Origin of the sequence: Sphingomonas sp. ACRSK (assembly GCF_022346685.1) — a bacterium.
GTDB lineage: Bacteria > Pseudomonadota > Alphaproteobacteria > Sphingomonadales > Sphingomonadaceae > Sphingomonas > Sphingomonas molluscorum.
Genome location: NZ_JAKRNR010000002.1, coordinates 185696 through 199165, shown reverse-complemented (window position 1 = coordinate 199165; position 13470 = coordinate 185696). Strand labels below are relative to the sequence as shown.

The 13470-nt window shown below is 66.8% G+C and carries 10 protein-coding genes; 4 read left to right on the top strand and 6 right to left on the bottom strand.

Features of this window, described 5'->3' with window-relative positions:
• Nucleotides 1–2 precede the first annotated feature (2 nt).
• Nucleotides 3–1127 carry a ubiquinol oxidase subunit II gene (gene cyoA / locus MHZ35_RS02200; protein WP_446741002.1) on the bottom strand — a complete coding sequence of 375 codons (1125 nt, stop codon included), beginning with the start codon at nt 1125–1127 and terminating at the stop codon, nt 3–5.
• A gap of 111 nt (nt 1128–1238) precedes the next feature.
• Between cyoA and MHZ35_RS02195 the strand changes: the two genes are divergently transcribed.
• Nucleotides 1239–2567: an MFS transporter gene (locus MHZ35_RS02195; protein ID WP_239434190.1), complete on the top strand. Its 1329-nt coding sequence runs from the start codon at nt 1239–1241 to the stop codon at nt 2565–2567.
• 75 nt (nt 2568–2642) lie between these two features.
• On the opposite strand, the gene MHZ35_RS02190 is transcribed toward MHZ35_RS02195, so the two are convergent.
• From MHZ35_RS02190 to MHZ35_RS02175, 4 genes are all read right to left on the bottom strand, one after another.
• A complete protein-coding gene (locus MHZ35_RS02190; protein WP_239434189.1) occupies nt 2643–3623 on the bottom strand; it encodes an aldo/keto reductase in 981 nt (326 codons plus the stop codon).
• A 95-nt stretch (nt 3624–3718) separates the two neighbouring features.
• Nucleotides 3719–5164 carry an efflux transporter outer membrane subunit gene (locus MHZ35_RS02185; RefSeq protein ID WP_239434188.1) on the bottom strand — a complete coding sequence of 482 codons (1446 nt, stop codon included), beginning with the start codon at nt 5162–5164 and terminating at the stop codon, nt 3719–3721.
• The gene (locus tag MHZ35_RS02180) at nt 5157–8387 is read right to left on the bottom strand and encodes a multidrug efflux RND transporter permease subunit (RefSeq protein ID WP_239434186.1); all 3231 of its coding nucleotides are present in this window, start codon (nt 8385–8387) and stop codon (nt 5157–5159) included. Before MHZ35_RS02180 ends, MHZ35_RS02185 begins: the two co-directional genes overlap by 8 nt.
• 3 nt (nt 8388–8390) lie before the next feature.
• On the bottom strand, nt 8391–9671 hold the full coding sequence (locus MHZ35_RS02175; protein WP_239434185.1) for an efflux RND transporter periplasmic adaptor subunit: 1281 nt from the start codon (nt 9669–9671) through the stop codon (nt 8391–8393).
• Between MHZ35_RS02175 and MHZ35_RS02170 the strand changes: the two genes are divergently transcribed.
• Complete coding sequence (locus tag MHZ35_RS02170) at nt 9664–10446, top strand: TetR/AcrR family transcriptional regulator (protein WP_239434183.1); 783 nt, start codon at nt 9664–9666, stop codon at nt 10444–10446. The genes MHZ35_RS02175 and MHZ35_RS02170 overlap by 8 nt on opposite strands.
• Nucleotides 10447–10465: 19 nt before the next feature.
• On the opposite strand, the gene MHZ35_RS02165 is transcribed toward MHZ35_RS02170, so the two are convergent.
• A complete protein-coding gene (locus MHZ35_RS02165) occupies nt 10466–11113 on the bottom strand; it encodes a Crp/Fnr family transcriptional regulator (protein ID WP_239434181.1) in 648 nt (215 codons plus the stop codon).
• Between the two features lie 266 nt (nt 11114–11379).
• On the opposite strand from MHZ35_RS02165, the gene MHZ35_RS02160 reads away from it, so the two are divergent.
• Entirely contained in the window at nt 11380–11679 is a 300-nt protein-coding gene (locus tag MHZ35_RS02160) for a hypothetical protein (protein WP_125960005.1), read from the top strand.
• Between the two features lie 97 nt (nt 11680–11776).
• On the top strand, nt 11777–13462 hold the full coding sequence (gene ccoN / locus MHZ35_RS02155) for a cytochrome-c oxidase, cbb3-type subunit I (protein ID WP_239434179.1): 1686 nt from the start codon (nt 11777–11779) through the stop codon (nt 13460–13462).
• The last annotated feature ends 8 nt before the right edge of the window (nt 13463–13470 follow it).

Genomic DNA, 13470 nt, shown 5'->3' with positions numbered 1-13470 from the left:
CTTTATGCGCGGTCGGCCGCGCTCGCACCCGGCAGGCGGGGGCGGAGGAGCTGGGTCATATTGCGGTTCGCCTCGGATCCGGGATCCTGGGTGCCCTGGGCCGGCCCGGCCGGCTTCGACTGGTGATCGCCGCCGTGCTTTTCCTCGTTGCCCTTGAAGAGCGCGCCTTCCGGCTCGCCCGGCACCGCGTGGCGGTTGTTCACGCCGGGCTGCCCGCCGTGCCCCATGTTGTGGGTATCGCACGGGCGCTTGGGATCCGGGCACATCTGCACGATGCGCTCGAACAGGCCCTTGTCGACGCCGCCGAAGCGCATCACCGGCACCTTTTCGGACGGCTTCTCAAGCTTGAGATAGGTCGCCGCGTCGAGCGTTCCCTTGGCGGCCTTCGCCTCCGAGACCCAGCGCGCGAAGCCCGCGTCATCCACCGAGTGGGTGGTGAAGCGCATGTGGCTGTAGCCGGCGCCGCTGTAATTCGAGGAGATGCCCGGGAACTGGCCGGGACGGTTCAGGACGGCATGAAGCTTCGTCTCCATGCCCGGCATGGTGTAGATCATGCCCGCCATCGCCGGCACGTAGAACGCGTTCATCACGCTGGAAGAGGTCAGCCGGAACTGGACCTGGCGGCCGACCGGCACCACCAGCTCGTTCACCGTTGCGATCCCCTGTTCCGGGTAGATGAACAGCCACTTCCAGTCGAGCGACACCACTTCGACTTCCAGCGGCCGCTCGTTCGCCTTCACCGCCTGAGTCGGCGAGAGGCGACCCAGCGGGCGGTAGGGGTCGAGCAGGTGGGTCGAGGTCCAGGTCAGTGCGCCGAGCGCGATGATGATCAGCAGCGGCGCCGACCAGATCACCAGCTCGAGCATGATCGAGTGATCCCAGTCCGGCTTGTACTCGGCGTCCTTGTTGCTCGCGCGATAGCGCCAGGCGAACAGGACGGTGAGCACCATCACCGGCACGATGATGAGCAGCATCAGACCGGTCGACCAGAGAATCAGGTCGCCTTGCTGACGCGCCACGTCACCAGAGGGGTTCAGCACCACCAGGTCGCACCCTCCCAGGAGTGCGGCAAGCGGCAAGCTCAGGCCGCATCGCGCGGCGAAGGAAGACGATAGGCGGGACATCATCGGCGCGCCTAAACCTCCGTTCGCACATGCGGAATAGGACAATTTGTCCTATCCCCGATCGGCGCCCCGGAGCCTATCGGGACGCCGAACGTTCGGAGAGTTGAATACGTAATGGCTCAGGCCCATGCCTCGTCCGCGCCCTTGGAGCGCGATGCCCGCGTCGTGAATTCCCGCGGCCATGATGACGTGCACCCGGGGGAGATCGCCGTCGGTGTGATCATCGGGCGCACTTCGGAATTCTTCGACTTTTTCGTCTATGCGATCGCGTCGGTGCTCGTGTTCCCCCGGTTCGTCTTCCCCTATCTGGAAGCGGTCCAGGCGACCCTCGCCTCCTTTGCGCTGTTCGCATTGGCCTTCATCGCGCGCCCGGTCGGCAGCCAGATCTTCATGGCGATCGACCGCCGCTATGGCCGCAGCGTCAAGCTGACGATCGCGCTCTTCCTGCTCGGCACGTCCACGGTGTCGGTCGCCTTCCTCCCCAGCTATGCGCAGGTCGGCGCCGCTTCGGCGGTTCTGCTGGCGATCTTCCGGATCGGCCAGGGACTCGCACTGGGCGGCAGCTGGGACGGCCTCGCGTCGCTGCTCGCGCTCAACGCGCCGCCGCACAAGCGCGGTTGGTATGCCATGGTGCCGCAGCTGGGCGCTCCGATCGGCCTGATCGTGGCGAGCGGGCTGTTCGCCTTCTTCCTCGGCACGCTCGGGGGCGAGGACTTCCTCAGCTGGGGCTGGCGCTATCCGTTCTTCGTTGCGTTCGCGCTGAACGTCGTGGCGCTGTTCGCGCGCCTGCGCATGGTGGCGTCGCCGGAGTATTCCGAGCTGTTCAAGTCCCGCGAACTCACCGCATCGCCGGTTCCCGCGACGCTCAAGAACCAGTGGCGCAACATCATCATCGGTGCGTTCGCACCGCTGGCGAGCTTTGCGCTGTTCCACATGGTCACCGTATTCCCGCTCTCCTGGGTCGCGGTGTTCACGCAGCAGAGCGTCACCCGCTTCCTGGTGATCGAGATGGTCGGCGCCGTCTTCGGCGTGGTGGCGATCGTGTGCTCGGGCCTGCTCGCGGATCGCATCGGGCGCCGCTCGGTACTCGGCTACACCGCCGCTGCGATCGCGATCTTCGCCTGTGTCGCACCGATGCTGCTGAACGGCGGCGAGGCGGGCGAGACGGCCTTCATGATCGTCGGCTTCATCCTGCTCGGCCTGTCGTTCGGTCAGTCGTCGGGTGCCGTGACCAGCAACTTCCCGAAGCGCGCGCGCTACACGGGTGCCGCACTCACCTCGGATCTGGCCTGGCTGTTCGGTGCGGGCTTCGCTCCGTTCGCCGCGCTGTGGCTCGCGGAGACCTTCGGCCTGATCGCCGCCGGCGGCTATCTGCTGTCGGGTGCGGTCGCCACGCTGATCGCGCTGGGCCTCAACCGCGAACTGGCCCGCCGCCTCGACTGAGGCTGCGCTCCGGATCAAAAGAAAGGCGGCGGGGACCCGGTCCTCGCCGCCTTTTTCTTTGTCCGCTCCCGGCGATCAGGAGAACCCGACCACCGCGTGGGGCACATAGGGTGCTTCGAGCCGCTCGATCTCCTCATCGCTCAGCACGAGATCAAGCGCGGCGATCGCGTCCTCCAGGTGGCCCGGCTTGGACGCACCGACGATCGGCGCCGCCACCATCGGCTTTGCCAATACCCAGGCAAGCGCGACCTGTGCGGGCGGCACGCCCCTGCCCGCCGCCACCTCTGCCACCGCCTCGATGACCTTACGATCCGCATCGGCGGTGTGCGCGTAGAGGCTCTTGCCGAACGCGTCGCTCTGCGTTCGTTCGGTCTCGGCGTTCCAAGGTCGCGTTAGCCGCCCGCGCGCAAGCGGGCTCCACGGGATGACGCCGATCCCCTCGGCGTCGCAAAGCGGCAGCATCTCGCGCTCTTCCTCGCGATAGAGCAGGTTCACGTAGTTCTGCATGGTCGCGAACCGCGTCCAGCCATTCGCCTCGGCGACATGGAGCATGGTGGCGAACTGCCAAGCGTACATCGAGGAGGCGCCGATGTACCGGGCTTTGCCCGCCTTCACGACGTCGTGCAGCGCCTCCAGCGTCTCTTCGATCGGGGTTTCGGGATCGAACCGATGGATCTGGTACAGATCCACATAGTCGGTGCCGAGCCGGCGGAGCGAGGCGTCGATCTCCTGCAGAATGGCCTTGCGACTGAGGCCGGCGCCATTCGGCCCCGCGTGCATGCGACCGTGTACCTTGGTGGCGATCACCACCTCGTCGCGGCGTGTGAACTCCTTGAGGGCCCGCCCGACGATCTCCTCGGACGTGCCATCCGAATAGACATTGGCGGTGTCGAAGAAGTTGATCCCCGCCTCCACTGCCTGACGCAGCAGCGGCCGGCTGCGCTCCTCGTCCAGCGTCCACGGGTGGGTCCCGCGATCGGGAACGCCATAGGTCATGCAGCCGAGGCACAGGCGCGACACGTCCAGGCCGGTGCTGCCGAGCTTCCGATATTCCATGCTGATCTCCTCCAGACGCAAAAACGGCCGGCGCGGGAGGCTGATCCCGCACCGGCCGTGATTTGGACCATCGACGAGCCGCAGCCCGCCGCATGTTACTGGGCGGACACCTCACGAAGGCCGCCGCCCAGTGCCACATAGAGCGACACGCCGTTCTGGAGCTCTGCGGCGCGAAGCGCCAGCAGTTGCTGCTCGGCCGCGAACAGGTTGCGCTCCGCGTCCAGCACCTCGAGGTAGATCGAGATGCCGTTCTGGTACCGCAGCCGCGCCGTGCGGGCGAGGCTGCGCTGCGCGGCCACCGCCCGCGTCTGCGCCTCGATCTGCTCGGCGTAACGACGACGCGCGACCAGAGCGTCTGCGACTTCGCGGAACGCCTCCTGGACCGTACGCTGATAAGCCGCGACGAGTTCGTCCGCCTGTGCCCGCGTCAGCTGCAGATTCGCCTCGCGGCGTCCCCAGTCGAAGATCGGCAGGTTGAGCGCACCGCCGAAGGACCAGCTCTGCGAGCTTCCGCTGAACAGGCCCCCGAGATCCGGCGAGGCGAAGCCATAGTTGCCGGTCAGCGAGATGTTCGGGAAGAAGGCCGCCCGCGCCGCGCCGATGTCGGCATTCGCCGCACGCAGCTGCAGTTCAGCGCCCAGGATGTCCGGTCGATTGGCGAGAAGTGCGGAAGGCAGGCCTGGGTCGATCGCGCTGAACTGCGCGGACTGGCTGAGCGGACGCGCCTCCGGCAGCGGCCCGGTAAGCGGCCCACCGATCAACACGGTCAGCAGGTTCACCGACTGGGCGGTGGTCCGCCGCAACTCGGCGAGTTCCGCTTCCGCCTGGGTTACCAGCAAGGTGGACTGGTCGAAGTCCACCGAGGAGGTGACGCCGCGCTCCATGCGGATGCGCGCGATGCGCAATCCCTCGCGACGGGCTTCCAGCGTCCGTTCGGCAAGCGCGATGCGCTCCTCGCCCGCGCGGATCGACAGGTAGGTCGCCGCGACCTGGCTCACCAGCGACAGGCGGAACGAACGCTCCGCCTCGATCGTCGCCAGATAGCGCGCCCGTGCCGCTTCGCTGAGGTTGCGCACCCGGCCCCAGAAGTCGAGCTCGAACGAGGTGACCGCCACGCCGACGTTCAGTTGGGTGACTTCGATCGCGTCCGGCGACTCCGCCGCCTCGCCGCCGCCCCCCAGCGCATCGCCGAACCCCAGCGAGTTGAGCGGGGTCCGCGTGCGGGTGCCGCTGGCCTGTAGCCCCAGCTCCGGCAAGCGCTGCGCGTCGGTGATGCGGTACTGCGCCCGCGCCTGCTCGATGCGCGCGACGGACTGTGCCAGGTCGCGGTTATTGGCGAGTGCCGCAGCGATATAGGACTCCAGTCGCGCATCGCCGAAGAACTCGCGCCAGCCGATCTCGGTCGCGAGGCGGCTCCCCGGGGCGGCCACCGCCTCCGGGAACGTCCCGGACACGGGTGCCACGGGCTGGCGGTACTGGGGTGCGAAGTTGCACCCTGCGAGCATGGTGGTCGCCGCAAGGGCTGTGACGAGCTTACGCATTCTGGGGCTCCCCGGCGCGGCCGTCGCGCTCCGCAAGGCGTCGGGCATCCTCCGCCTCCTCGCGCGCATCCATCGCCTCATAGTCGTGGTCGCGGGCAAGCCACTTCTTTGCCGCGATGTAGAACACCGGCGTGAAGAAGATGCCCAGCAGCGTGGCGGTGATCATGCCGCCCATCACGCCCGTACCCACCGCATGGCGGCTTGCCGCACCCGGACCGGTCGCGATCACCAGCGGGACCATGCCCAGGATGAAGGCAAGGCTGGTCATCAGGATCGGCCGCAGGCGCTGGCGTGCGGCCTCTATGGTCGCAGCCTCGGCAGTCTTGTCGCCCTGCTCGTCCTCTATCGCGAATTCGACGATCAGGATCGCGTTCTTTGCGGCGAGGCCGATGATCGTGATCAAGCCGACGTTGAAGTAGACGTCCGCCGACAGCCCGCGCAGCGAGGTGAAGACCACCGCGCCCAGCACGCCGAACGGCACCACCAGAAGCACCGCCAGCGGAATCGGCCAGCTGTTGTAGAGCGCTGCCAGCAGCAGGAAGACGACCACCATGGAGAGGCCGAGCAGAAGGCCGATCTGCCCGCCCGCCTGCTTCTCTTCATACGCAGTGCCGGTCCACTCATAGGCCTGGCTGCCCTTCAGCACCTCACCCGCGATCTTCTCCATCTCCTCGAGCGCGGTACCGCTCGACTGGCCGGGAGCCGCCTGGCCCGAGATCGTCAGCGACGGATAGCCGTTGTAGCGCTCGAGCTGTGTGGGGCCCGAGGTCCAGCGCACGCTGGTGAAGGCGGAGAATGGAACCATGGTGCCGGTCGTCGCATTGCGGACGCGCAGGTTCAGCACATCCTCCGGCTTCATCCGCTGCGGAGCATCCGCCTGCAGATAGACGCGCAGCACATTGCCATCGCGGCTGAAGTCGTTGGCATAGGCCGAGCCGAAGCTGATCGCGAGGGTCGCGTTCACGTCCGCGATCGAGAGGCCAAGCGCACGCGCCTGTACCCGATCGATGTCGACGTAGAGCTGCGGCGCCTCACCCTGGCCTTCCGGCCGGACGCCGGCGAGCACCTTGCTCTGCATGGCGCGGCCGAGGATGGCGTCGCGTGCCGCAAGCAGGCCGGCACGATCGGTGCCGCTGCGGTCCTCGATCTTCATCGAGAAGCCCGTGGCGTTGCCGAGCGACTGGATCGGCGGCGGGTTCAGCGGGAATACCGTCGCCGACGCGATGCCCGACACGAAGCCGAACGTCTTGCCGATAATGGTGTCGACGCTGTTCTCCGCGCCCGGACGCTCTTCCCACGGGTGGAGATCGACGAACGACAACGCTGCCGACTGCCCTTGGCCGAAGAAGTTGAAGCCGACGATCGACACGATGTTCCGGACCTGCGGCTGCTCCTTCAGGAAGGCCTCGGTCGTCTTCACCGCCGCCTCGGTCCGCTGCATCGTGGACCCGGGCGCTGCGTCATAGTTGACCATGAAATAGCCCTGGTCCTCGTTCGGCAGGAAGCCGCCGGGCAGGCGCATGAACATCAGGACGGTGATGACAAGCACGACCGCGAACACGGCGAGCCAGCGCACCGGACGCGACAGCATCGATCCGACACCACGCCCGTAGCGGTTCGTCGCGCGACCAAACCGGTTGTTGAACCAGTTGAAGAAGCACTGCGGGATGCCCCGCCAACCCGGCTTCGGCTCCGGCGGGTGCTCGCCCGGCAGATGCGCCTGGTCCCGCTTCAGCAGCTGCCCGCAAAGAGCAGGCGTGAGCGTGAGCGCGAGCACGGCCGAGAAGAAGATCGACACGGCCAGCGTGACGGAGAACTGGCGATAGATGCCGCCGGTCGACCCGGGGAAGAACGCCATCGGGATGAACACCGCGATCAGCACCAGCGTGATGCCGATGATGGCGCCGCGGATCTGGCCCATCGCCTTTACGGTCGCGCGACGGGGGCTGAGCCCCTCCTCGGCCATGATGCGCTCGACGTTCTCCACGACGACGATCGCGTCGTCGACGAGGATGCCGATCGCCACCACCATGCCGAACAGCGACAGCGTGTTGATGGAAAAGCCGAAGAGGTAGAGCCCCAGGCACGCACCCGCGAGCGCGATCGGAACCACGATCGCGGGGATCAGCGTCGCACGCCAGTTCTGCAGGAACAGGAACATGACGAGGAAGACCAGCACCATCGCCTCGACCAGCGTATGGATGACGCTGTCGATCGAGGCGTTGATGAAGGGCGTGGTGTCGAACGGGACGCGCCACGTCATCTCGGGCGGGAAGTTCGCCTCCAGCTCCTGCATGCGGGTGCGCACGGCCTCTGCGGTCGCGACCGCATTGGCGCCTGCCGCGAGCTGCACGCCCATGCCGGCGATCTCGCTGCCGTTCAGGGTCGCCTTGAAGCCATAGCTCTCGGCACCGAGCTCGACGCGCGCCACATCGCCCAGGCGGATGGTCGCGCCGCTGGGATCGGAACGGACGATGATGTTCTGGAACTGCTCGGGATCGCTGAATCGATTCTGCGTGACGATCTTCGCGTTGAACTCGGTCTCCCGCGTGATCGGCTGCTCGCCCAGGCCACCACCGGCGGTCTGGCTGTTCTGCTCCTGAACCGCCGCCAGTGCCTCGGCCGGCGAGATGCCGTACCCGGCAAGCTTTTCCGGATCGAGCCAGATGCGCATCGCATACTGCGAGCCGAACAGCTGCACGTCGCCCACGCCCTCGACGCGGCGCAGTTCGTTGACGACGTTGTTCGCGGCGTAGTTGCCGAGCTCCACGACCGGCAGAGTGCCGTTCTTCGAGGTGAGCGCGACCACCATCAGGAAGCCGGAGGTGTTGTCGGTGATCTGGATACCCAGGCGCCGGACGTCTTCCGGCAACCGCGGCTCGGCTCGGTTGAGGCGATCCTGGACCTCGACGCGGGCGGTGTTCAGATCGGTGCCGCTCTGGAAGGTGAGCGTGATCTGCGCCGTGCCGTTCGAGCGGCTCGTCGAGTTCATGTACAGGAACCCGTCGATGCCGTTCATCTCGCGCTCGATGACCGAAGTCACGTTGCGGTCGAGCGTCTCGGCGTCGGCACCATTATAGGTGAAGGCGAGGTTCAGCGCCGGCGGCGCCACCTGCGGATATTGCTCGATCGGAAGGCCGATCAGCCCGATCACGCCGGCCAGGGCGATGAACGCCGCGATGACCCACGCGAAAACGGGCTTGTAGACGAAAAAGCGGTCCATGGATCAGCGTCCCGATGCGGGGCCGTTGGCGGCACCCGGTTGCCCGGGCTGCCCCGACTGCGCGGCAGTGCCGCCCTGGCCCGGCTGCCCGGCGGCCCCACCCTGTCCGGCCGGCCCGGCGCGGCCAGGGGCGCCGGCTGCGGCAGGCTGCTCGCCCTGCACCCGCACCTTGCCGCCCGGCTGCACCTTCTGCCAGCCTTCGGTGATCACGCGGTCACCCGCCTTCAGGCCCGAGCGGATGATCCAGTTGGCGCCGCTCTGCCCGCCCAGCTGCACTTGGCGCGTGCTGACGCTTCCGTCCTGCGCGACGACGGAGACGCTCGCGTTGGTGCCGTTGATCTGCACGGCGCGTTGCGGCACCATGAAGCCGTTGACGGTGCCCGCCGACAGGCGGCCGCGCACGAACTGCCCCGGCAACAGGCGGCGATCCGGGTTCACGAAGCTTGCCCGCAGCACCTGGCTGCCGGTTGCGGGATCGACGCTCAGGTCGGCGAAGTTCAGCCGGCCGACCGGGCCATATTCCTCGCCGCTCTCCAGGATCAGGCGGACTTCCACTCCGGTGAGCGTCGGCAGCTTCAGTTCACCGTTGCGCGCGCGGGTAAGCAGCGTCTGCAGCTCGGTGCTCGACTGGGCGAAGACAGCGTAGACCGGGGTCAACTGCTCAATGGTCGTGAGCGGCGTCGCCTGGGTGGCGCTGGCAAGCGCGCCCTCGGTCACCTGCGCCCGACCCACCCGGCCGCTGATCGGCGCTCGCACGGTGGCGTAGCTCAGCTCCAGCTCGGCACGCGTGAGCGCCGCCCGCGCATCGGCGACGCTCGCCTCCGCCTGGCGAAGCGTAGCCTGGGCAGCCTCGAACTCCTGCGCGCTCACCGCACGCTCGCTGATGAGCGGGCGGTAGCGTTCATACACCTGGCGGGCGTTGACGCGCGTCGCTTCTGCACGCTGCACTGCAGCGCGGGCCTGCTGCACCGCCGCGCGCTTGTCGCGCGGATCGATCAGGAACAGCGGCGTGCCTTCGCGCACGTCGGTTCCTTCCTGATAGAGACGGCGCTCGATGATGCCGTCGGTCCGCGCGCGGACTTCCGCCGAGCGCACCGCCTCGATGCGGCCGGGCAGCTCGATGATGTTGGGCACGCTCTGCGCCTGGATGGTCACCACTGAAACGAGCGGCGGCGGGGGTGCAGGCACTTGCTCCGCACCGCCGCCACAAGAGGCGAGCGCAAGCGCACCAGCGACGACGACCAGCGTCCGGCCGGGCCGGCCGAAGGAGGGGGCGATGATCACAAACGATTCTCCAAGAGGGCGAGCCCGTGCAGGCGGGGATTTCTGTACCGCTCCGTTGCGACAAATCAACTGTGTCGTGCATTTTTTTGCGGACCAGTTTATAACGTTTTCCGGGAAGCGTGGAGCTACTGATTTGAAATGTGGTGAACGCCGGGGCGCCGGCCGTCCGACGCGCGAAGAAGCAGCTGCCATCAACGATCGTGTGCTCGATGGGGCCCGTACCGCTTTCTGCCGCCAGGGAATATCCGGCGCGTCGATGGATGAAATCGCAACCGCGGTCGGCGTCACCAAGCACACCATCTACCGCCGCTATCCCAGCAAGGCAGCGTCGCTCGAAGCCGTTGTGCAGCGCGACATCGCGCGCTTCGCAGCAGAGATGCAGGCCAATAGCGATCAGGCCGCAGCAGAGGCCGGTGACCCCGTGGAGGCGCTGAAACTCGCCACGCGACGTTTCTTCCAATGCTGCGTGACGCCGGAGGACGTCGCCTTCATCTCCTTCCTCCAGGCGGAGGGCGCCTTTTCGGAGGACATGCGCCGCAAGCTGACCGAGTGGGAGCGCGTTGCGAACGCACCGCTGCGCGAACGAATCGAAGATGCGCAGGCGGCCGGCTGCGTTCGCACGGGCGACCCCGCCAGGATCTGTGAAGTCCTGGTCGATCTGATCGACGGCGGCGCCCGACGGTCCACCTCCGCCGAAGGCACCAAAAGCCTTTCGGAAGAGCGGTTCGAAGAGCGCTGGAGCATCTTCGCGCGCGCAATGCTCGAACGCTGTTGAGGCAGCCTAGCCGGCGAGGTTACTCGGCGGTCTCGCCCTCCGTCTCCAGGCGTTCCGCATCGAGGATGCGCACCCGCTTGCGTCCGGCCGCGACGATGCCGGCACGCTCCCACCGGCTCACCAGCCGACTGACGCTGTGGAGCGTCGTGGCGGTTAGTTCGGCGAGGTCCTGACGCGAAAGCGCCACCTGCACCCCGCCCTCCCCCGGTGCCCCGTCCGCTGCGAGCCGAAGGAGCGCGCGCGCCACCCGCTGCGCAACCGGAAGCGTGGACACCTCATGAAGCCGCTGGAGCATCTCCTCGTTGCGCTCGGCGATCATCTGCAGGAAGTTGCTCGCAAGTTCGGGGTGCGCGGCGATGAGCTGGCGCATCTTATCGGCGGGCCAACTCAACGCGCGAATGTCGGTCAGTGCCGTGACGGTCGCGGGATAGGGCATCTGGCGTAGCGCCGCGACGCAGCCCGGCATCGTCCCCGGCCCCAGCATGTGCACGGTCATGGCCGTGCCCCCGGTCGAGGTCCGCCACACCCGCACCCGCCCTTCCGTCAGCAGCAGGAACTGATCGGGGTAGTCCTCCTCGTACATCAGGACCTGACCGGCGCGGTACGCCCGGGGGGTCGCAGTGCGACGCAGCGCGGCGTCCAGTTCTTCCGGAAGACCGTCAAACAAGCGGCAATGGGTCAACAATCCTGGCACGGTGATACCGTTTCTCCGCGCGAGGAAGCGGCGCGCCCGTTACAAGCAGCTGCGAACCCCCCGCAGCTTCCCCGACAGTCCAGCACCTAGAAACCCGCACGACATGCTTCTTTGACGCGCGTCAAACGGCGTTGTTTGACCGCCATCAAATCCCGTTCGTCTCGGTCGTGCCATTCGGAACCGGTGATTCCGGGCACCTGAGCTGTGCCGAAACTATTGGCGCAGGGAGGACGATGCGCATGCCGATCGGAGTAATCACCGGTACCTATGGGCTGTTGATCCTGGTGACGCTGGTGTCGGGGTATTTCGCATTCCTGCACGCCAACACGCTCGCGCGGGAATCGCAGACGCCCGACAATGACGTCGTCGCCGGTCGAAGTCGCCCGGTCGGCCGCCGCGGGCGGGCACGCCGTTCGATCCTGGCGGTGATCATCTTCCACCTGGCCTGGATCGGCCTGATGGTTCTGATCGGCCTGCACGTGAGCGGCACGCTTTCCACCCTGGTCAAGTCTCAGGACGTGACGGTGCAGCGGCCGTAGGCGCCCGCGCCGCAGGTCTTGACGGAAATCAATGTTGCAGGGGGCCGAGCAGCCGAGGGCCCCCGTTAGCTGGATCGGCTGCTCGAGCGAGGGGCTCATGGACAATATCATCACAAATGCCGGGGCCTGGTTGCTCCTGGCCATTCTGGCGCTGTTCGGCGCGGCGCTTGCCGCCGACGCGGGCTTCGCCGTCCACATGGGAATCATGGCGATAGCGGCGCTGGCTGCGTCGTTCCTCACCATCTCGAAGGGCGACTTCAACGCGCTCCCGGGTCGGCTTGCCGGCCCCGCGGCACTGCAGAGCCGCTATTATGACGATGTGATCCGCTGGGGCGTGATCGCGACCGTCTTCTGGGGCGTCGTCGGATTCCTGGTCGGCGTCGTCATCGCCCTCCAGCTCCCCTTCCCGGCCCTGAACCTCAACAACGAGTTCACAACCTTCGGGCGCCTGCGGCCGCTGCACACCTCGGCCGTGATTTTCGCGTTCGGCGGCAACGCGCTGCTCGCGACGAGCTTCTATGTCGTGCAGCGCACCTGCCGCGCGCGGCTGTTCGCACCCAAGCTCGCGAACTTCGTGTTCTGGGGCTACCAGCTGTTCATCGTCCTGGCGGCGACCGGCTATGTCCTCGGCATCACCGAGGGCAAGGAATATGCCGAGCCCGAATGGTACATCGACCTGTGGCTGACGATCGTCTGGGTCTGCTACCTCGCGGTCTTCGTCGGCACGATCGTGAAGCGGTCCGAACCCCACATCTATGTGGCGAACTGGTTCTACCTGTCCTTCATCATCACCATCGCGATGCTGCACATCGTCAACAACCTGTCGATGCCGGTGTCGCTGCTGGGTTCCAAGTCCTATGCCGCCTTCGCCGGCGTGCAGGATGCGCTGACTCAATGGTGGTACGGCCACAACGCGGTCGGCTTCTTCCTGACCGCCGGCTTCCTCGGCATGATGTACTATTTCGTGCCCAAGCAGGCCGAGCGCCCGGTCTACAGCTACCGGCTGTCGATCATCCACTTCTGGTCGCTGATCTTCCTCTACATCTGGGCGGGTCCGCACCACCTCCACTATACCGCGCTGCCCGACTGGGCGCAGACGCTGGGCATGGTGTTCTCGGTGATGCTGTGGATGCCGAGCTGGGGCGGCATGATCAACGGGCTGATGACGCTTAACGGCGCATGGGACAAGATCCGCACCGATCCGATCATCCGCATGATGGTCTTCGCGCTCGCCTTCTACGGCATGGCGACCTTCGAAGGCCCGATGATGTCGATCAAGTCGGTCAACTCACTCAGCCACTATACCGAGTGGACGGTCGGCCATGTGCACTCCGGTGCGCTCGGTTGGAACGGCATGATTACCTTCTCGGCGATCTACTACATGGCGCCGCGCCTGTGGGGTCGTGAGCGGCTCTATTCGCTCCGGATGGTGAACTGGCACTTCTGGCTCGCGACGCTGGGGATCGTTCTCTACGCCTCCTCCATGTGGGTGGCGGGCATCACCCAGGGGCTGATGTGGCGCGAGTACGGCGAGGACGGATACCTCGTCTACGCCTTCGCCGAGGTCGTCTCCGCGATGAAGCCCTACTACGTGATCCGCATGCTGGGCGGCCTGTTCTATCTCACCGGGGCGCTGGTGATGGCCTGGAACATCTTCAAGACGATCAAGGGCGACCTGCGCCAGGAGGCGCCGATGACCGACGCCGCCTTTGATCCCGAGGCGGACCGCCCGGTCGTGCGGGCGCCCGCCGCCGGTACCCCCCAGCCCGCTCCCGCCGAGTAAGGACAAGG